Annotated in this window: 19 protein-coding genes, 1 pseudogene and 1 riboswitch; of the genes and pseudogenes, 11 read left to right on the forward strand and 9 right to left on the reverse strand. The window is 73.1% G+C overall.

What is annotated here, in order from left to right; genetic code table 11:
* Window positions 1-462: 462 nt before the first annotated feature.
* The 6 genes from ureG to GUY61_RS19185 form a co-directional block, all read right to left on the reverse strand.
* Entirely contained in the window at window positions 463-1,152 is a 690-nt protein-coding gene (gene ureG, locus GUY61_RS19160; protein WP_166631424.1) for an urease accessory protein UreG, read from the reverse strand.
* A 33-nt stretch (window positions 1,153-1,185) separates the two neighbouring features.
* Window positions 1,186-1,863 carry an urease accessory protein UreF gene (locus GUY61_RS19165; RefSeq protein WP_166631425.1) on the reverse strand — a complete coding sequence of 226 codons (678 nt, stop codon included), beginning with the start codon at window positions 1,861-1,863 and terminating at the stop codon, window positions 1,186-1,188.
* A gap of 46 nt (window positions 1,864-1,909) precedes the next feature.
* Entirely contained in the window at window positions 1,910-3,631 is a 1,722-nt protein-coding gene (locus GUY61_RS19170; RefSeq protein WP_166631426.1) for an urease subunit alpha, read from the reverse strand.
* Complete coding sequence (locus GUY61_RS19175) at window positions 3,624-3,965, reverse strand: urease subunit beta (protein ID WP_166631427.1); 342 nt, start codon at window positions 3,963-3,965, stop codon at window positions 3,624-3,626. The genes GUY61_RS19170 and GUY61_RS19175 overlap by 8 nt, the downstream gene beginning before the upstream one ends.
* Before the next feature lie 16 nt (window positions 3,966-3,981).
* The gene (locus tag GUY61_RS19180; protein WP_166631441.1) at window positions 3,982-4,284 is read right to left on the reverse strand and encodes an urease subunit gamma; all 303 of its coding nucleotides are present in this window, start codon (window positions 4,282-4,284) and stop codon (window positions 3,982-3,984) included.
* A gap of 181 nt (window positions 4,285-4,465) precedes the next feature.
* Window positions 4,466-5,092, reverse strand: a complete 627-nt coding sequence (locus tag GUY61_RS19185) for a TetR/AcrR family transcriptional regulator (RefSeq protein WP_166631428.1) — start codon at window positions 5,090-5,092, stop codon at window positions 4,466-4,468.
* 106 nt (window positions 5,093-5,198) lie between these two features.
* Here GUY61_RS19185 and GUY61_RS19190 point away from each other — a divergent pair, with 106 nt between their 5' ends.
* On the forward strand, window positions 5,199-6,260 hold the full coding sequence (locus tag GUY61_RS19190; RefSeq protein ID WP_166631429.1) for an ABC transporter permease: 1,062 nt from the start codon (window positions 5,199-5,201) through the stop codon (window positions 6,258-6,260).
* A 429-nt stretch (window positions 6,261-6,689) separates the two neighbouring features.
* Here GUY61_RS19190 and GUY61_RS19195 read toward each other — a convergent pair whose 3' ends face one another.
* The gene (locus GUY61_RS19195; protein ID WP_166631430.1) at window positions 6,690-6,971 is read right to left on the reverse strand and encodes a type II toxin-antitoxin system Phd/YefM family antitoxin; all 282 of its coding nucleotides are present in this window, start codon (window positions 6,969-6,971) and stop codon (window positions 6,690-6,692) included.
* Between the two features lie 73 nt (window positions 6,972-7,044).
* Here GUY61_RS19195 and GUY61_RS19200 point away from each other — a divergent pair, with 73 nt between their 5' ends.
* The 4 genes from GUY61_RS19200 (at window position 7,045) to GUY61_RS19215 (ending at window position 9,625) form a co-directional block, all read left to right on the forward strand.
* Window positions 7,045-7,686 (forward strand): ATP-dependent Clp protease proteolytic subunit, encoded by a 642-nt coding sequence (locus tag GUY61_RS19200; RefSeq protein ID WP_166631431.1) that lies wholly within the window; start codon window positions 7,045-7,047, stop codon window positions 7,684-7,686.
* Between the two features lie 6 nt (window positions 7,687-7,692).
* Window positions 7,693-8,001 (forward strand): hypothetical protein, encoded by a 309-nt coding sequence (locus tag GUY61_RS19205; protein WP_166631432.1) that lies wholly within the window; start codon window positions 7,693-7,695, stop codon window positions 7,999-8,001.
* A 325-nt stretch (window positions 8,002-8,326) separates the two neighbouring features.
* A riboswitch (cyclic di-AMP (ydaO/yuaA leader) is annotated at window positions 8,327-8,507 on the forward strand.
* A gap of 3 nt (window positions 8,508-8,510) precedes the next feature.
* A complete protein-coding gene (locus GUY61_RS19210) occupies window positions 8,511-8,984 on the forward strand; it encodes a C40 family peptidase (RefSeq protein WP_166631433.1) in 474 nt (157 codons plus the stop codon).
* Window positions 8,985-9,076: 92 nt separating this feature from the next.
* Window positions 9,077-9,625 carry a DUF6328 family protein gene (locus tag GUY61_RS19215; RefSeq protein ID WP_243766579.1) on the forward strand — a complete coding sequence of 183 codons (549 nt, stop codon included), beginning with the start codon at window positions 9,077-9,079 and terminating at the stop codon, window positions 9,623-9,625.
* A gap of 116 nt (window positions 9,626-9,741) precedes the next feature.
* Here the strand turns inward: GUY61_RS19215 and GUY61_RS19220 are convergent, their stop codons facing one another.
* On the reverse strand, window positions 9,742-10,176 hold the full coding sequence (locus tag GUY61_RS19220; protein WP_166631434.1) for an ATP-binding protein: 435 nt from the start codon (window positions 10,174-10,176) through the stop codon (window positions 9,742-9,744).
* 254 nt (window positions 10,177-10,430) lie between these two features.
* Here GUY61_RS19220 and GUY61_RS19225 point away from each other — a divergent pair, with 254 nt between their 5' ends.
* Window positions 10,431-11,291 carry a helix-turn-helix transcriptional regulator gene (locus GUY61_RS19225; RefSeq protein ID WP_166631435.1) on the forward strand — a complete coding sequence of 287 codons (861 nt, stop codon included), beginning with the start codon at window positions 10,431-10,433 and terminating at the stop codon, window positions 11,289-11,291.
* Between the two features lie 13 nt (window positions 11,292-11,304).
* Window positions 11,305-11,556: a DUF397 domain-containing protein gene (locus GUY61_RS19230; RefSeq protein ID WP_166631436.1), complete on the forward strand. Its 252-nt coding sequence runs from the start codon at window positions 11,305-11,307 to the stop codon at window positions 11,554-11,556.
* A 24-nt stretch (window positions 11,557-11,580) separates the two neighbouring features.
* On the opposite strand, the gene GUY61_RS19235 is transcribed toward GUY61_RS19230, so the two are convergent.
* Entirely contained in the window at window positions 11,581-12,750 is a 1,170-nt protein-coding gene (locus GUY61_RS19235; protein ID WP_166631437.1) for an 8-amino-7-oxononanoate synthase, read from the reverse strand.
* 152 nt (window positions 12,751-12,902) lie between these two features.
* Here GUY61_RS19235 and bioB point away from each other — a divergent pair, with 152 nt between their 5' ends.
* The 4 genes and pseudogenes from bioB to GUY61_RS19255 all read left to right on the forward strand — a co-directional run bounded on the left by bioB (window position 12,903) and on the right by GUY61_RS19255 (window position 17,269).
* Window positions 12,903-14,096 carry a biotin synthase BioB gene (bioB, locus tag GUY61_RS19240; protein ID WP_166631438.1) on the forward strand — a complete coding sequence of 398 codons (1,194 nt, stop codon included), beginning with the start codon at window positions 12,903-12,905 and terminating at the stop codon, window positions 14,094-14,096.
* Window positions 14,089-15,369 (forward strand): annotated as a pseudogene (locus GUY61_RS19245) (adenosylmethionine--8-amino-7-oxononanoate transaminase); the annotation flags it as partial. The gene bioB and the pseudogene GUY61_RS19245, both read left to right, overlap by 8 nt.
* Window positions 15,370-15,599: 230 nt before the next feature.
* Window positions 15,600-16,532 (forward strand): ATP-dependent dethiobiotin synthetase BioD, encoded by a 933-nt coding sequence (bioD, locus tag GUY61_RS19250; RefSeq protein WP_166631439.1) that lies wholly within the window; start codon window positions 15,600-15,602, stop codon window positions 16,530-16,532.
* 56 nt (window positions 16,533-16,588) lie between these two features.
* Entirely contained in the window at window positions 16,589-17,269 is a 681-nt protein-coding gene (locus GUY61_RS19255; RefSeq protein WP_166631440.1) for a class I SAM-dependent methyltransferase, read from the forward strand.
* Window positions 17,270-17,658: the final 389 nt, after the last annotated feature.

Raw genomic sequence — 17,658 nt, forward strand, 5'->3', positions numbered from 1 at the left:
CCACAGCCCCCGCACCACCCGCCTCAGGCCCGGCCGCCCCGCGGCGGAAACGCGCCCCCGCACCGATGCCGGGCACGGCTCCGGACGGGGCCGTGCGCCCCGGACCCGAGCCTCCACCGGCGGCAGCACCACCCGGCACGCCGCGCGCAACGCCGGGGCCACCGGCGGAACCGGCCGCGCCGAGAGCGCCGACCGTCGCGGTCGGCTCCGCGCCACGGCCGACCACGCCCCCCACGGCAGCACGGCCGCCGACCGCCTCACCAGCGGGTACGAGCGCGCGGCGCGGGCCCGACCCGCCGACCGCCTCACCACCGGCGGCAGCACCACCCGGCACGCCGCGCGCAACGCCGGGGCCACCGGCGGAACCGGACCGCGCGCCTCCCCCGCCGGAGGCCGCAGCCGCCGCGGCGCCCGGCGCGAGCGCCCGGCGCGCGCCGGGGTCCGGCCGTACGCCGGAGGCGGTCACGCGGCCGCCGTCCAGGCGGTCACGCGTTCGCGGACCCACTGGGCGACCGGGGCCACGCCGTTCTCCGTACGCAGTGACGTGAAGGCGACCGGGAGTTCGCCGCGCTGGGACTTGGCGTCGGCGGCCATGCGGGCGAGGTCGGAGCCGACGTACGGGGCCAGGTCGGTCTTGTTGACGACGAGGAGGTCCGCGGTGGTGACGCCGGGGCCGCCCTTGCGGGGGATGTCGTCGCCGCCCGCGGTGTCGATGACGAAGATCTGGGCGTCGACCAGCCCGCGGGAGAAGGTGGCGGTGAGGTTGTCGCCGCCGGACTCGACGAGGATCAGGTCCAGCCCGCCGAGTTCCTCCTCGAGTTCCTCCACGGCTTCGAGGTTGGCGGAGATGTCGTCGCGGATCGCGGTGTGCGGGCACGCGCCGGTCTCGACGGCGGTGATCCGCTCGGGCGGCAGCACCGCCTCGCGCAGCAGGAACTCGGCGTCCTCCCGGGTGTAGATGTCGTTGGTCACGACGGCGATGGAGAACTCGTCGGACAGCGCGCGGCACAGCGCGGCCACGGTGGCGGTCTTGCCGGAGCCGACCGGGCCGCCCAGCCCGATGCGCAGGGCGCGCCGGGAGCCGTCGGGCCGGTGCGGTTCGGCGCTGTGGGTGTGCCGGTGCGGGAAGGTCTCCGGATGGTCGAGGTGCATGACGGCTCCTGGGGTTCGGGCGGTGCTGAGTCGTTACGAGGCGAAGAGGCGCACCGGCCAGGCCGCGTGCTGCTCGGCGTGGATGTCGAGCATGGGCGCCGACGCGGCGGGCAGGGCCCGGGTGCCGTCACCGGCGAGGGCCCGTTCGGCCGCCTCGCGGGCCCGTGCGGCAACCCGGTCCAGCTCTGGCGCGAGCCGGGCCAGTACGGCGGTCGCCTCGAACGGGTCGAGGCCGAGCAGCCGTACGGTCGCGGTGGCGGGTCCGCCGACGGCCTCGTAGCCCGCGGCGTGGGCGGCGTCCAGAGGCCGGAGCCCGGCGGCCCGCGCGGCGAGGCCGAGGACTACGGGCTGGTGGGCGCCGCGCGGGCGGGCCGATGCCAGCGCGTCGAGTTCGGCGGACGGCCAGGTGGCGCGTGCCGCCCGCATCATCTGGCGTCCGAGCCTGCGTGCCGTGGTGCGCAGTGCGGGCGACGGGGTGCGGGCATCGGCCGCCGCGTCGAGTTCCAGCGGGTCGAGGCCCGCCGCGGCCGCCGCGGCGAGTCCCGCGGCGACCAGCCCGGCGGTGTGCAGCCGGCCCCGGCAGAACGCCTCCAGGTCCGCGGCGTCCTTGACGAGCCCGGCCCTGACCGCGGCCTCGGCCCCGCCGGAGTGGGCGTGCCCTCCGGCGGGGAACCGGCCGTCGGCCAGGACCAGCAGTGCGGCGAGGCTCATCGGACCCTCACCCCCTTCCTCGGGCTCCTCCTGTGATCCCGGTGGGTCAGAAGAGGAAGTAGCGCTGGGCGAGCGGAAGTTCAGCGGCGGGTGCGGGTTCGACCACCTCGCCGTCGATGGTGACGGTGAAGCTGTCCGGGTCGACCGCGACGTCCGGCATGGCGTCGTTCTGCCGCATGTCGGCCTTGGTGACCCGCCGGGTGTCGCCGATGGGTACGAAGGCCTTGCCGAGGCCGAGCCGTTCGGGCAGCCCGTCGTCGAGCGCCGTCCGGGAGACGAAGTTCACCGAGTTGGCCGCCGGGGCGCGCCCGATCGCCCCGAACATCGGGCGCGGCACGACCGGCTGCGGTGTGGGGATGGAGGCGTTGGCGTCGCCCATCTGCGCGTACGCGATCTGGCCTCCCTTGATCACCAGTTGCGGCTTGACGCCGAAGAACGCCGGGTCCCACAGCACGAGGTCGGCGAGCTTGCCTGGTTCGACCGAGCCGACCTCTCCGTCGAGCCCCTGTGCGACTGCCGGGTTGATGGTGTACTTGGCGACGTAGCGACGGGCCCGCAGATTGTCGGCGCGCCCGTCGCCGGGCAGTGGTCCTCTGCGCTTCTTCATCACGTGTGCGGTCTGCCAGGTACGCATGACGACCTCGCCGACCCGGCCCATGGCCTGCGAGTCGGAGGAGATGATCGAGATGGCGCCGAGGTCGTGCAGGATGTCCTCGGCCGCGATCGTCGACGGCCGGATCCGGGATTCGGCGAAGGCCAGGTCCTCGGGGACGGCGGGGTTGAGGTGGTGGCAGACCATCAGCATGTCGAGGTGCTCCTCGACGGTGTTGACGGTGTGCGGCCGGGTCGGATTGGTGGAGCTGGGCAGGACGTTGGGCTCGCTGACGACCGTGATGATGTCGGGGGCGTGGCCGCCGCCCGCACCTTCGGTGTGGTACGCGTGGATGCCGCGGCCGGCGATGGCGGCGAGGGTGTCGCCCACGAAGCCGGCCTCGTTGAGCGTGTCGGTGTGGATGGCGAGCTGGGCACCGGTCTCCTCGCACACCGTCAGGCATGCGTCGATGACGGCGGGGGTGGAGCCCCAGTCCTCGTGGATCTTGAATCCGACGGCGCCGCCGCGCAGTTGGGAGTACATGGCCTCGCGGGACATCGTGTTGCCCTTGCCGAGCAGGCCGATGTTGACGGGGTAGTGCTCCAGCGCCGCGAACATCCGGGCGAGGTGCCAGGGGCCGGGGGTGATCGTGGTGGCCTTGGTGCCCTCGGCGGGCCCGGTGCCGCCGCCGACGATCGTGGTGATGCCGGTCGCGAGGGCGGTGTCGAGGATGGTCGGCGAGATGAAGTGGACGTGGGCGTCGATGGCGCCGGCGGTGAGGATCTTGCCGTTGCCGGCGATGATCTCGGTCTCCGGCCCGATGACCAGGCCGGGGTCGACGCCGTTCATGGTGTCCGGGTTGCCCGCCTTGCCGACGGCGGTGATCCTGCCGTCGAGGATTCCGATGTCGGCCTTGACGACACCCCAGTGGTCGAGGACGAGCGCACCGGTGATCACGGTGTCGGGGGCGCCCTCGGCGCGGGTGGTCCGTGACTGGCCCATCGACTCGCGGATGACCTTGCCGCCGCCGAAGACGGCCTCGTCACCGGCGAGGCCGGGTCCGCCGCTGCGGTCCTCCTCGACCTCGATGAGCAGGTCGGTGTCGGCGAGCCTGACGCGGTCGCCGACGGTGGGTCCGAACAGGTCGGCGTACACGGCGCGGGAAAGTTCAGGCACCGGTCTCTCCCGTCGCTTCCGCGGCCGCGTCGAGCGCGCCGCGGGTCTCCCCGCGTAGACCGGCGACGACACGCAGGCCCGTGAGGGGGACGAGTTCCACCTCGGCGGGGATGCCGGGCTCGAAGCGCACTGCGGTGCCGGCGGCGATGTTCAGGCGCCGGCCGTGCGCGGCGGCGCGGTCGAACTCCAGGCCGGGGTTGGCCTCGGCGAAGTGGTAGTGGGAGCCGACCTGCACCGGGCGGTCGGCGGCGTTGAGGACGGTGAGCCGGGTGACCGGCCGGCCCTCGTTGAGGGGGACGGGCCCCTCGCCGTACACAATCTCGCCAGGGATCATGGCTGCCTCTCCCCCGTCAGGCGATCGGGTCGTGGACGGTGACGAGCTTGGTGCCGTCGGGGAAGGTGGCCTCGACCTGGACGTCGTGGATCATCTCGGGGATGCCCTCCATGACGTCCTCACGGGTCAGGACCCGGCGGCCGGAGGCCATGAGTTCGGCGACGGTGCGCCCGTCGCGCGCGCCTTCGAGGATGTGCGCGGTGATGAGGGCGACGGCCTCGGGGTGGTTGAGCTTCAGGCCCCGTGCCCTGCGCTTCTCCGCCACGTCGGCCGCCACATGGATGAGCAGCCGTTCCTGCTCGTGCGGGCTCAGTTGCACGCTTCCCACCTCACTGTCCTCGTGCCGGGCCGGGCGGTCCGGCGGGCCGCGGACACGGTCGAACAGGTGGGGCGCCTCCCACGCCCGCCGGCCCGGAGTCCCGCCTCCCGCCTGCGGTTTTCTGCGCCCTGGTTCGTCGTGTCCGGATGCCGCAGGCTAGTTGGGCGGAGTTTCGGCGGCGTTAACTCGGGTCGGGCGCGACGGCGCGGCCCAGTGACATCAGGCCGCGTACGCCGTCCTCCAGGACCCGGACGTCGACGTCGCCGAAGAGTGCCTGCTGGGCGAGGAATCCCTGCACGGTCGCGACGCAGGTGCGGGCCACGTGCTCGGCGGGGATGTCCGCGTCGAGCTGTCCGCCGGCCTGGTACGCCGCGACGAGGGTGCTCCAGGCGCCCAGAAGGCGGTCGAAGCCGGCCTGGAGGGTCGCGGCGAGCACTTCGTTGCGCAGGGTTTCGGGCCAGACCTGGAGGACCAGGCGGCAGAAGGCCTGCGCGTCGCCGGCCGGGTTGGTGTCGAAGACCCGGCGCAGCACGCGGCCGACGAGCACGTCCGGGGTGGGCGGCGGCACGGACCGCGCCGCGTCGTCGAAGGCGCTGCCCACCAGCACGAAGACCTCGTCCGCGATGGCCGCGATCAGCTGCTCCTTGCCGCGGAAGTAGCGGTAGACGGCTCCGGCCGACAGTCCCACCTCCTGCAGCACGTCCTGCATGGAGGTGGCGTGGAAGCCGTTGCGGGCGAAGCAGCGGGCGGCGCCGTCGAGGATCTGCCGGCGGCGGGCGTCGAGGTGCTCCTGGGATACGCGTGCCATGCCCCAAAACTAAAACGAACGTTCATTCTTGACAAGTCGCCACCCTGGGGGGACGGTGGGCAGCGAAGTAAAACGAACGATCCTTCTCTTTGAATCGAGTCCGACGATGTCCGCTTCATCCGCCGCACGTACCGGACCGGCCTCCCCGGCCGCCCGGCGCGTCCTCACCGTCTGCCTGCTCGTCCCCGCCGTCGCGGCGCTGGCGCTGTGGGCGTTCGCCTGGCCCGCCGCCCGCATCGCCCCGCGCGACCTGCCGCTCGGCGTGGCGGGGGCGCCGGCGGCGGTGGCGCAGGTCGAGCAGCGCCTCGCGGCGCGGGGCGGCGCCTTCGAGCTGCACCGGTACGCCGACGAGGCGGCCGCCCGGGAGGCCATCGACTCCCGGGAGGTGTACGGCGCGGTGGTCGTGACCGCCCGGGGCCCGGAGCTGCTGACCGCCTCCGCGGCGAGTCCGGTCGTCGCCCAGCTGCTGCGCGAGGGCGTGGCGGCGGGGCTGCCGGACGGCGGCGGACCGGAGACCGTCGACGTGGTCCCCGCCCCGGATGGCGACCCGCGCGGCGCGGCACTGGGCGCGGCGGTGCTGCCGCTGGCCCTGGCCGGCGTCGCGGCCGGCACGCTGGTCTCGCTGCTGGGGCTGCGCGGCGGCCGCGCCGCCGCCGCCCTGGCGGGCGCCGCGGCCCTGGTCGGCGTCACCGCGACGGCGCTGGCCCACAGCTGGCTGGGCATCATCACCGGTGACTGGTGGGCCGAGGCCGGGGTCTTCGCGCTGACGGCCCTCGCCGTCGGCGCCGCCGCGGCCGGACTCGCCGCGCTGCTGGGCTCCGGGGGCATCGGCCTCGGGGCGCTGCTCGTCGTCCTGCTCGGCAACCCGTTCTCGGGCGCGTCGAGCGCCCCCGAGCTGCTGCCGGGGCCGGTCGGCGCGATCGGCCAGTGGCTGCCGCCCGGCGCGGGCTCGCAGATGCTCCGCTCGGTGGCCTTCTTCGACGGAGCGGGAGCCGGTGGGCCGGTGCTGGTCCTGTGGACCTGGGTGGCGCTCGGCCTCTGCGCGGTCTTCCTCGCGGGCACACGGCGCACCCGCCGTCCGGCTCCGGGCGGCGCGGACACCGCCGCCGGGGACACCGCCGCGGAGTCGGCGCGGGCCCACAGGACCCCGTCCGGCACGGGCCGCTGACTCGCGGCGGCCGGGCCGCACCGCGCCCGGGGTGTCCGCGGTACCTGCGGCGTCCGGTGAGTGCGGGCAGGTGGCACGGCGTCGTCGCCCTCGGTGAGCCGTCCGGGTGATGGGACACCCCGTGCGGGGCGCCTTCCGCAGCCGAAGGGCTACGGAAGGCGCATTCCGGGCATCGCATGCGGTACGGGACCGGGGACGGGCACCCGGCGGGGCCTGTCCACGCGAGACGGGCCGACCGGCCGCTCCGCGGACCCAGGGGTGAAGGACGGCCGTACGCCCTCGCTGTAGCGGACGGGGGCGTACGGTCTTTTTTTCGCACGTTCGGGCGCACGGACCCGCCGCCCGGTGGAACAGCCCGTAAAATCCTTTTTGTTCGCTTGTTCCCCGTACGCGTTCTGCGTGACGCACAGACAGAGGGGGAGCGAGCCCCTACGACCTCGTCTCCGGACCACGGTGTTCCGCCGCGATACCGAAGCGCCGCTGCTCGCCGGGAGCGGAGGACACCGCGCCGACCGCGGAGACGGAGCTGACCACCCGCTCACCCTCGGCCTCCCGAAGCGCCTCGAGTCGCTGCAGGTCAGCGGCGGAAACAAGGGCCACCAGCGGCTTCCCGTGGCGCGTCACGACCACATGCTCGCCGCCGTACACGACGCGGTTGATCAGTTCGGCGAGTTCTGCGCGGGCTTGCGTCACCGGAATCTCGTAGGCCATGGTTCCATCATAACGGGACGTACATCCTGTACATTTTTTACGGACAAGCGAACAGCGAAAGAGGGGCACCGTCATGACCCAGGACCGACCCGCCGGCCGCTACGTTCTGCCGGAGTTCTCCGAACGGACCTCCACCGGCGTCCGCACCATGGACCCGTACTCCAAGCTCCTGGAAGAGCGGATCGTCTTCCTCGGGACGCCGGTCGACGACACGTCCGCGAACGACGTCATGGCCCAGTTCATGTACCTCGAGCACGCCGCGCCCGACCGCCCCATCTCGCTCTACATCAACTCCCCGGGCGGCTCGTTCACGGCCATGACGGCCATCTACGACACGATCCAGTTCGTCACCTGCGAGGTGGAGACGGTGTGCCTGGGGCAGGCGGCCTCCGTGGCGGCCGTGCTGCTCGCGGCCGGCACCCCCGGCAAGCGGCTCGCCGTTCCCGGCGCCCGGATCCTCATCTCGCAGCCCTCGGTCCCGGAGCCCCTCCAGGGCCAGCCCAGCGACCTGGCGATCCAGGCGGACGAGCTCCAGCGGGAGCGCGCGCTCCAGGAGGAGCTGCTGGCACGGCACACGGGGCAGAGCCGGGAGCAGGTCAGGGACGACATCGAACGGGACAAGATCCTCGATGCCGAGGCCGCCAAGGCGTACGGGCTCGTGGACCACATCGTCGTCAACCGGAAGGCGTCGGGCATGGGCCTGCGCGAGCGGTGAGCGCCGATGCTGCCACCCGAACTCCCGCCGCTGCCCGCCCTGACCCGCGCGGAGGCCGAGCTGGTCGACCGCTATCTGGAGGTGGTCGACCTGCTCGGACGGATCAATCCCGCCCGGGCGGATCACACGTACGGCGGACTGCGCGCCGCCCAGGCACTCGTCAAGAAGGCGACCGCCCTGCGTGACGCGCTGGCGCTGATGCACGCCCGGGGCGAGTCGGAGCTCCACGGCGAGACCCTGGCGCGCGCCCTGCGGGTGCTGGACGGCGAGCGCAGGGCGCATCGCGTCACCCTGCCACCGGCGCCCACGAGTTGATGTTCACGACCGGGTCGTATCGTCGTGCGCCGCTCCGGCGGTACGAGCCGGCCTCACTCTTTCGGCGTAGTCGCGGCAAGGTCACCAACGCTGGTCAAGTTGCGCGTCACGCGTAGACAACTGACGGAATGTTTCGTTCCGGTGCTGGTACGAGGCTCCTCAACTCCCCGCACCCAACGCAGGAAACAGCCGTGTCCACCCGAACGGGTCAGTCGTGAGTAGCCTCACATAACAGTGTTTCGACTCGGAAATCGGACCCGTGGTGCTGCAAGATCCCTGGGACGACAAGCCCCCGCCGCGGCGGCGGGGCGGTCCGGGCGGACGCCGAGTCCTGCCGCCGTCCCGGACGACTGGTCGAGGTTGTGGATCGGCAGGAGTGGAGGACCCAAGCACGACGGGCCGGCCGGAGACGGTCGTCCCTTGGGGTGAAGCCGCGTGAGCGGCCGGGCATCTTCGCCTGCCCGAACCCGACAGGTCATCCTTCACAGGCGGCTGACGAAGGGTTGCGCATGTCTGCGCATATACATGTCCCGTCCCTGCTCGCCCGGGCCGGCACCGCCTCCGCCCTCACCCTCGCCGCCGTCGGCGGCACCATCCTGGCGCCGGGGGCCGCCACCGAGGCAGAGGCGGCGACAGCGGCCGCCAAGGCGCTGAACGTCGCGGCGGCCAAGAAGGGTTCACCGTACAAGTACGGCGCCACGGGCCCGTACCGTTTCGACTGCTCGGGGCTGACGCTCTACTCGTACAAGAAGGCGGGCAAGTCACTGCCCCGCACCGCCCAGCAGCAGTACAACAAGACGCGCCACATCTCCTCCTCCAACAGGAAGAAGGGTGATCTGGTCTTCTTCCACTCGGGGAGCAGCGTGTACCACGTCGGGATCTACGCGGGTAATGGAAAGATCTGGCACTCGCCGAAGACCGGCGAGGTCGTGAAGCTGCAGAAGATCTGGACCCGCAGCGTCTGGTACGGCCGGGTGCGCTGACCCGCCGGATCCCCGATCGTGTGCGCGGCGGCCCGAGGCGCCCGGGCCGCCCCACAGGATTGAGCCGCCGCTCACCGGTAACCCGAAGAGACATGTCCGGCGAGCACGACACGGCAGACGACGGGCGCACCCCCGGGCGGACTCCCGCTTCCGGCCGTCACGAGACCCCCCTGGAACGGGCGGACCGCAACTTCGCCGAGCTCCTCCAGGAACTGAGGGTCACGCAGACGGGTGTACAGATCCTGGTCGCCTTCCTGCTGACCCTCGCCTTCACCGCGCGTTTCCCCACCCTCGACCCCGTGCAGCGGGGCACCTACGTCGCCACTCTGCTGCTCGCCATGCTGGCCGCCGCGCTGCTCACGGCCCCCGCGGCACTGCACCGGACGCTGTTCGGGCAGGGCGCCAAACCGGTGACCGTACGGATCTCCTCGCGGCTCGCCGAGGCGGGCCTGGCCATCCTCGTACTGGCGCTCACCGGCGCCACGCTCCTGGTCGTCGACGTCGTATACGGCCGGACGGCCGGCATCGTCGCCGGAGCGGGCACCCTGGTGGCGTGCGCGGGCCTGTGGGGGGTACTGCCGCAGATCGTCCGCAGGTCGCTGCGGACAGCGGACCGCAGGACGGGTCCGGCCGACGACTGACGGACGGGTAACCCGTGCCGGTCCTGGCGGGCGTTCCCGGCGCCGGTCCGGGCGGCGGGCAGGGCCCGGAGCACGGGCCGCTGAACCGTTTCTCGGCGACGGTCGCGCGCCGCCGCTCACTGCCGCTGGACCGAAGCCGTCCAGGGCAGGGCGATCCAGACGGTCTTGCCGCCCTCCGGCGTGGGGGTGATGGAGAGCCTCCCCCCGCACTCCGCCGTGAGCCAGCGGATGATGACCATGCCGCGCCCGTTGTCCTGCTGGACGGCCGCAGGCAGCCGTCTGGGCCATCTGGGGTGGCTGTCGGTGACGCCGATGCGCAGCTGCTCGTCGCGCTCCAGCAGGATGTCGAGCGTGAAGGTGGGCGACTGGCCGAAGGTGTGCTGTACGGCGTTGGTCGCGAGTTCCGAGACGATCAGCCGGACCGTGTCCGAGGCTTCGGCGTCCGCGGGGAGCCCCCACTCGGCGAGGACATCAGTGGCGTATCTCCGTGCCGTGGTGACCGAGGCTGGATCGCTCGGCAGAGTGACGGACGCTTCCTGGTGGTCTGCCATGGCGACGCTGTCCCTTTCCCACCGGTACCGGTCTTCGGCGCGAGCGGATGAGTGGGCCGAGGCCGGCACCGGACCGGTGCTCGGCGCCAGAGTGCCACTCCCGGGGCGGCCGCACGCGGGGATCCACCAAGATGTGCATATATCTGTCGCTCAAAGCGGTGAACTCTGCTACGGAAGACTGGATTTGCGCGGCACACTTGGCCCCTTGACGACCGGGAGCTCCGGCAGGTCAGCGAAAGAGGGAGGCACCGGCCATGCAGCACGGCCCCGCGGTGCGCCGCCGCAAGCTGGGCGAGGAGTTGCGCAGGCTCCGCGACCTCGCCGGATTCACCAGCGAGGAGGCCGCGGGACGGCTCGGCTGGCACCAGTCGAAGGTGAGCAGGATCGAGACCGGACGCAGCGGGGTGAAGCTCGCCGACGTGGCGCGGATGCTCGACGCGTACGGGGTGCGGGACCCGGGGCTGCGGGACCTGCTGGGCGCCCTGGCGCACACGGACGGCGAGAGCGGCCACCGGCACTGGTGGCACCGGTACCGGCGGCTGCTGCCGGCCAGCTACCGGGACTTCATCAGCCTGGAGTCCCAGGCGTGCCGCGCCCGCACTCTGGAGATGTCGGTGGTGCCGGGCCTGCTGCAGACCCGCGGCTACGCCACGGCGGTGACCCGTGCGGTGCTGCGGGACCTCCCGGAGGACCAGTTGGAGACGGTGGTCGACGTGCGGCTGGCGCGGCAGGCGGTGCTGAGCACGGAGCGGCCGCTGGAGCTGAGCGCGGTGCTGGACGAGTCGGTGCTGCGGCGGCGGGTGGGTGGTCCGGAGGTCATGAGGGAGCAGCTGGAGTACCTGTCGCTCATGGCGCAGCTGAGGCATGTGTGCCTCCAAGTCCTGCCGCTCGCGGCCGGCGAGCACATGGGACTCACCGGATCTTTCGTTATCTTCTCCTTTCCGAACATTGCTGATCTGGATGTGGTGGTTATCGACCACCTGATGAGTAGCCTCTATCTCGAACGGAAAGAAGATCTGAAGGCGTATGTCACGGCCTTCAACTCCGTTCAGGCGCACGCCCTTTCGCCCGAGAAATCGCTGGACCTGATCGCCGGGATCCGAGACGGCGCGTAAAGGAGGCATCCCCATGTCCCCTCTGCCCCAGCCCATTCCCCAGAACGACTCCCCGTCCATCACCCCCAGTACCAGACTGCGCGGCGCCCGCTGGCGACGCAGCAGCCGCAGCACCGGGATGAACAACTGCGTCGAGACGGCCGGTCTCGGCACCGGCCTGCTGGCCGTGCGCGACTCCAAGAACACGGCGGGTCCCGCACTGCTCTTCTCGTCCACGGCGTGGACGTCGTTCCTCACCCTCGTACAGCAGCGGCAGGACCGCTGAACCGTACACCGGCAGTTCGAGCAGTCAGTGCCGGGCGGCGGCCGGCGCGGTCCTCAGGATCGTGTCGACCGCCGTCGTGACCTGCTCCGGCGTCAGATCGGCGCGCGCGGTCAGCCTCAGGCGGGAGATCCCGTCCGGCACGGACGGCGGCCGGAAACATCCCACGGACAGCCCTTCGTCCCGGCAGTCGGCCGCCCAGCGCAACGCCTGCTCCGGTGAGGGCGCTCGTACCGACACCACCGCCGCGTCCGGCCGGCTCGCGGTCAGTCCGGCCTCGGTCAGCCGCTCGTACAGCGTCGTCGCGACCTCCCTGGCCCGGCCGCCCAGCTCCGGCCGTGCGCGCAGCAGCCGCAGGGCCGCGAGGGCCGCGCCCGCCGCGGCCGGCGCGAGACCGGTGTCGAAGATGAAGGTCCGGGCTGCGTTGACCAGATGCTCCACGACCCGCGCCGGGCCGAGGACCGCCCCGCCCTGGCTGCCCAGCGACTTGGACAGCGTCAGCGTCACGACCACTCCCGGCCGCCCGGCGAGGCCCGCCGCGTCGAGGGCCCCCCGGCCGCCCTCGCCGAGAACGCCCAGGCCGTGCGCGTCGTCGACCAGGAGCGCCGCGCCGTGCTCCGCGCCGGCGGCCGCCAGTTCCGCCAGCGGCGCCGCGTCCCCGTCCACCGAGAACACCGAGTCGCTGACCACCACGGCACGCCCCCCGTGCGCGGCCAGCGCCTTGCGCACCGCCTCCGGGTCCGCGTGCGGCACGACGACGGTCTCGGCGCGCGAGAGCCGGCAGCCGTCCACGATCGAGGCGTGGTTGCCCGCGTCGGAGACGAGCAGGTGGCCGGGGGCGGTCAGGGCCGTGACGGCGGCCAGGTTCGCCGCGTAGCCGGAGGAGAAGACCAGCGCCGCCTCGAAGCCGCAGAACTCGGCGAGTTCCCGTTCCAGGGTCGCGTGCAGCTCGGTCGAGCCGGTGACGAGCCGCGACCCGGTCGCGCCCGCGCCCCAGCGGCGGGCCGCCTCGGCCGCGGCCCCCGTGATCTCCGTACGGCGGGCGAGTCCCAGGTAGTCGTTGCTCGCCAGGTCGAGCAGCGGCGACTCGGCGGGGCGGGGCCGCAGGGTGCGTACGAGACCGGCCCGGCGGCGAGCCTCGGCCCGCTCGTCGATCCAGTCGAAGGGGTCCAGGGCGTTCCCGGGGGCCTGCGGCATCGTCCGTCCTTCGTCCGCTCTTTTGTATGCAGTGGATAGAACCTAGCGGGGCAAAGGCGCGGTCACGGTGTGGCGATACACACACGCCGCTTGGGCGCTGTTGTGCGGTTCCCAACTTTCGCCGGAGCACCGAGGTGGGTAAGGATCGCGCCATGGACCTGCTGAAGACGCTGGTGGACAAGGGGCTCAGGCGCGAGCTTCCGACCCGTGAAGAGGCGCTCGCCGTGCTGGCGACCTCCGACGACGAACTGCTCGACGTGGTGGCGGCCGCCGGAAAGGTGCGCCGCCAGTGGTTCGGGAGGCGGGTGAAACTCAACTATCTGGTGAACCTGAAGTCCGGGCTCTGCCCGGAGGACTGCTCCTACTGCTCGCAGCGTCTCGGCTCCGGGGCCGACATCCTCAAGTACACCTGGCTGAAGCCCGAAGAGGCGTCCCGGGCGGCCGCGGCCGGTGTCGCGGGCGGCGCCAAGCGCGTCTGCCTGGTCGCGAGCGGCCGCGGACCGACCGACCGTGACGTGGACCGGGTCTCCAAGACCATCGAGGCCATCAAGGGGGACAACGAGGACGTCGAGGTCTGCGCCTGCCTCGGCCTGCTCTCGCAGGGGCAGGCCGAGCGGCTGCGCGCCGCGGGCGCGGACGCGTACAACCACAACCTCAACACCTCGGAGGCGACGTACGGCGGCATCACCACCACCCACACGTACGCCGACCGGGTGGACACCGTGCACCAGGCGCAGGCGGCGGGCCTGTCCGCCTGCTCCGGGCTGATCGCGGGCATGGGCGAGAGCGACGAGGACCTCGTCGACGTCGTCTTCTCGCTGCGTGAACTCGACCCGGACTCCGTGCCGGTGAACTTCCTCATCCCCTTCGAGGGAACACCGCTCGCCAAGGAGTGGAACCTCACTCCGCAGCGCTGCCTGCGCATCCTGGCCATGGTCCGCTTCGTCTGCCCGGACGTGGAGGTACGGCTCGCGGGCGGGCGCGAAGTGCATCTGCGCAGCATGCAGCCGCTCGCCCTGCACCTGGTCAACTCCATCTTCCTGGGCGACTACCTGACGAGCGAGGGACAGGCGGGCAAGGCCGACCTCGACATGATCGCGGACGCCGGCTTCGAGGTGGAGGGCGCGGGCACGACCACGCTGCCCGAGCACCGGGCGGATGCCTCCGCCTGCGGGGCGGGCGGCGGCTGCGCCCCGTGCGGCGACGGCGCGGCCGGGACCGCGACCGCGACCGGGGCCGGCGGGGAGACCGGTACGGCCGCGGTGCCCGCCCCGCAGGCGGCGCGTACCGATCTCGTGACCGTACGCCGGCGCGGCGCGGGCACGGACATCGCGCCCAATGCCTGAGCCGCTGACCACCGCCGACGTGCTCGCACTCGACCGCGAGCACGTCTGGCACCCGTACGGTCCGATGCCCGGCCGGCAGGAACCGCTGGTCGTCGAGTCCGCCTCCGGTGTACGGCTGCGGCTGGCCGACGGGGCCGGCGAGCTGGTGGACGGCATGTCCTCCTGGTGGTCGGCGATCCACGGCTACAACCACCCGGTGCTCAACGAGGCGGCGCGCGGGCAGCTGGGCCGGATGAGCCACGTCATGTTCGGCGGGCTCACCCACGAGCCCGCCGTCCGGCTCGCCGCGCGTCTCGTCGAGATCACCCCGGAACCGCTGCGGCACGTCTTCCTCGCCGACTCCGGCTCGGTGTCGGTGGAGGTCGCGGTCAAGATGTGCCTGCAGTACTGGCGTTCGCTGGGGCGCCCCGCCAAGCGGCGGCTGCTGACGTGGCGCGGCGGCTACCACGGGGACACCTGGCAGCCAATGTCGGTGTGCGACCCCGAAGGCGGTATGCACGAACTGTGGTCGGGCGTCCTGCCGCGCCAGATCTTCGCGGACGCGCCGCCGGCGGAGTACGAGGAGTCGTACGCGGACCACCTGCGGGAACTGATCGGGCGTCATGCCGGTGAGCTGGCCGCGGTGATCGTCGAGCCGGTGGTGCAGGGCGCGGGCGGCATGCGGTTCCACTCCCCCGCGTATCTGACGGTGCTCAGGGAAGCGTGCGACGAACACGGCGTGCTGCTCGTGTTCGACGAGATCGCCACCGGATTCGGCCGTACGGGCGAGCTGTTCGCCGCGGGGCACGCCGGGGTCTCACCCGATGTGATGTGTGTGGGCAAGGCGCTGACCGGCGGCTATCTGACCATGGCGGCGACGCTGTGCACCTCGCGGGTCGCCGAGGGCATCTCGGGCGGCGAGGTACCGGTCCTGGCGCACGGCCCGACCTTCATGGGCAATCCGCTGGCGGCGGCGATCGCCGAGGCCTCGATCGAGCTGCTGCTGTCCCAGGACTGGCGGACGGAGATCGGGCGCATCGAGACCGGCCTGCGCGACGGACTCGCTCCGGCGGCCTCGCTGCCCGGGGTGCGGGACGTCCGGGTGCTGGGCGCCATCGGCGTCGTACAGCTCGACCGGCCCGTCGACATGGCCGCGGCCACGGCGGCCGCGGTCGGCGAGGGCGTGTGGCTGCGGCCGTTCCGCGACCTCGTCTACACGATGCCGCCGTACATCACCGGCGACGAGGACGTCGCGCGGATCTGCGGGGCGGTCACGGCCGCCGCACGAGCCGGCACGGGCACGGGCGTGCGCACGGGGACCGTTACGGGCGTGAGCGTCCGTCCGGGTACGGGCGCGGGCACTGCCGCGGGCGGTGGCACGGGTGCGAGCACCGGCACGGTTACGGCCACCGGCACAAGCACCGGCACAGGCACAGGCACAGGCACCGGCAACGGCAACGGCACAGGCACCGGCACCGGCACCGGCACCGGCACCGGCATGAGCACGGGTACGGAGGTGCGGCGGTGAACGTGCTGGTCGTCACGGGAACGGGCACCGAGGTCGGCAAGACGGTGACCACGGCGGTGCTGGCGGCGGCCGCGCTCGCCGCGGGCCGGTCCGTGGCGGTGCTCAAGCCGGCGCAGACCGGCGTGGCGGCGGGCGAGGCAGGGGACGTCGCCGAAGTGGCCCGGCTGGCCGCGGCGGACGGGCCGGGCGCGACGGTCCCTGGGCCGGCCGGCCTGGCCGGCGCCGGGACCTCTGCCGCCTGGCTCCGCCCGGAACCGGGTGCCGCCCCGCCGCGGTCCGGTGCTCCCGCCGCCGCCGGCACGGAGCCGGCGGGCGGCACGTGGACCAGGCCCGCGTCCGGAGGCGGCTTCCTCACGGTGGCCGAACTGGCCCGCTATCCGGACCCGTTGGCGCCGGACACCGCCGCGCGGCGGGCGGGACTGCCCCCGGTGCGGCCCGGTGGCGTGGCCGAGGCGGCGGAGAAGCTCGCCGCCGGCCACGATCTCGTGCTGGTCGAGGGCGCGGGCGGGCTTCTCGTGCGGTTCGACGAGGAGGGCTCGACACTCGCCGACGCGGCGCGGCTGCTGGACGCGCCCGTACTGGTCGTGGCGCAGGCAGGACTCGGCACGCTCAACGCCGTCGCCCTCACGGCGGAGGCGCTGCGCACCCGTGGCCTGGCCTGCCCCGGTGTGGTCGTCGGCAGCTGGCCCGTGTCCCCCGGCCTGGCCGAGCGCTGCAACCTCGCCGACCTGCCGCGGGCCGCCGCGGCGCCGCTCCTCGGCGCAGTCCCCGCCGGCGCCGGTGGGCTGACTCCGGCCGCGTTCCGTGCCGCCGCGCCCGGCTGGCTCGCCGCGCGGCTCGGCGGGACCTGGGAGGCCGCCGCCTTCACCAAGCGGTGGGCGGCGGACGGCGACGGCAAGGGCAAAGGCGACGGCGACGGCGACGGGTGAGGCGGCGCCCGCCGGGGGAGAATCGCGGTAACAGCCGTCCTCCCGGGAGGTTCGCCATGCGGCACGGTTCCGGCTCCGGGGTGCCCGGGGACGCGGTGCACCATCCCGTGTTCGCCCGCTTCTACGCGCGCTTCAGCGTGGCGGCCGACACCCGTGGCGGAATCGCCGCGAACCGCGCGGAGTTGCTGTCCGGGCTGTCCGGCCGTGTCATCGAGGTCGGCGCGGGCAACGGGCTGAACTTCGCGCACTATCCGGCGGCTGTCTCCGAGGTGGTGGCGATCGAGCCGGAGCGCTCGCTGCGCCGCCTGGCGAGAGAGGCCGCGCTGCGCGCGGACGTGCCGGTGGATGTGGTGCCGGGCGCGGCCGAGGCGCTGCCGGTCAAGAGCGAGGGCTTCGACGCGGCGGTGCTGTCACTCGTGCTGTGCTCGGTACGGGACGTGCCGCGCGCCCTCGGCGAGATCCATCGTGTTCTGCGGCCGGGCGGTGAACTGCGGTTCTTCGAGCACGGCCGCGCCGAGGGGCGCGTGATGGCCCTGACCCAGCGGGCCCTGGACCGCACCGTGTGGCCGCTGCTGTTCGGCGGCTGCCACACGGCGCGCAGGCCGCTCGCCGAACTGGAGGCCGCCGGTTTCGAGCTCGGCCCCCACCACGCGCTGCGGATCCCGCCGCAGGGTCCGTCGCTGCCGACGTCCGCGTGCGTACTGGGAGTGGCGCGGCGCCCGTCTCCCGGGGCGTGAACGCTGCCAAGATCGGCACATGGGAGAGCCCGTCGTCGTGGAACGGCCCGCGCGGCCCTACCGGCTGCCCGACCTGTTCGGGTGGCTGGCGGAGCACGGCGTGAGCCTGACGGCGCGCCGTTCCTCAAGTTCGACGTCGTCGACATGGAGGGCGAGCTGGAGGTGGAGGCGCCGGGGTGCCGGTGCGGCGGCCGGTGCCGGGCGACGGGGAGGTGCTCTCCGCGTGCTCCCGGCGGGCCGCTATGCCACCGTCACCCACATGGAGCGGTGTGCAAGCTGAAGTCGCAGGTCACGGGTCTGGTGTGAATGGCGAGTTGGGTACTCGTGCCGGTCGGCGGCCGATGACCATGGCGTAGATCATCGGGCAGGTCCGGCCCCGGCGGGATGCC

The organism is Streptomyces sp. GC420, from assembly GCF_009916105.1.
In the GTDB taxonomy this organism is placed as follows: domain Bacteria; phylum Actinomycetota; class Actinomycetes; order Streptomycetales; family Streptomycetaceae; genus Streptomyces.

Bases quoted from the DNA above. Each gene is read 5' to 3' on its own strand.
- GUY61_RS19255 (WP_166631440.1), top strand. From the start codon at position 16,589: ATGCGGCACGGTTCCGGCTCCGGGGTGCCCGGGGACGCGGTGCACCAT.
- GUY61_RS19200 (WP_166631431.1), top strand. From the start codon at position 7,045: ATGACCCAGGACCGACCCGCCGGCCGCTACGTTCTGCCGGAGTTCTCC.
- GUY61_RS19190 (WP_166631429.1), top strand. From the start codon at position 5,199: ATGTCCGCTTCATCCGCCGCACGTACCGGACCGGCCTCCCCGGCCGCC.
- GUY61_RS19210 (WP_166631433.1), top strand. From the start codon at position 8,511: ATGTCTGCGCATATACATGTCCCGTCCCTGCTCGCCCGGGCCGGCACC.
- ureG (WP_166631424.1), bottom strand. From the start codon at position 1,152: ATGCACCTCGACCATCCGGAGACCTTCCCGCACCGGCACACCCACAGC.
- GUY61_RS19205 (WP_166631432.1), top strand. From the start codon at position 7,693: ATGCTGCCACCCGAACTCCCGCCGCTGCCCGCCCTGACCCGCGCGGAG.
- GUY61_RS19220 (WP_166631434.1), bottom strand. From the start codon at position 10,176: ATGGCAGACCACCAGGAAGCGTCCGTCACTCTGCCGAGCGATCCAGCC.
- GUY61_RS19230 (WP_166631436.1), top strand. From the start codon at position 11,305: ATGTCCCCTCTGCCCCAGCCCATTCCCCAGAACGACTCCCCGTCCATC.
- GUY61_RS19175 (WP_166631427.1), bottom strand. From the start codon at position 3,965: ATGATCCCTGGCGAGATTGTGTACGGCGAGGGGCCCGTCCCCCTCAAC.
- GUY61_RS19215 (WP_243766579.1), top strand. From the start codon at position 9,077: ATGTCCGGCGAGCACGACACGGCAGACGACGGGCGCACCCCCGGGCGG.
- GUY61_RS19165 (WP_166631425.1), bottom strand. From the start codon at position 1,863: ATGAGCCTCGCCGCACTGCTGGTCCTGGCCGACGGCCGGTTCCCCGCC.
- bioB (WP_166631438.1), top strand. From the start codon at position 12,903: ATGGACCTGCTGAAGACGCTGGTGGACAAGGGGCTCAGGCGCGAGCTT.
- GUY61_RS19195 (WP_166631430.1), bottom strand. From the start codon at position 6,971: ATGGCCTACGAGATTCCGGTGACGCAAGCCCGCGCAGAACTCGCCGAA.
- GUY61_RS19225 (WP_166631435.1), top strand. From the start codon at position 10,431: ATGCAGCACGGCCCCGCGGTGCGCCGCCGCAAGCTGGGCGAGGAGTTG.
- GUY61_RS19185 (WP_166631428.1), bottom strand. From the start codon at position 5,092: ATGGCACGCGTATCCCAGGAGCACCTCGACGCCCGCCGCCGGCAGATC.
- GUY61_RS19235 (WP_166631437.1), bottom strand. From the start codon at position 12,750: ATGCCGCAGGCCCCCGGGAACGCCCTGGACCCCTTCGACTGGATCGAC.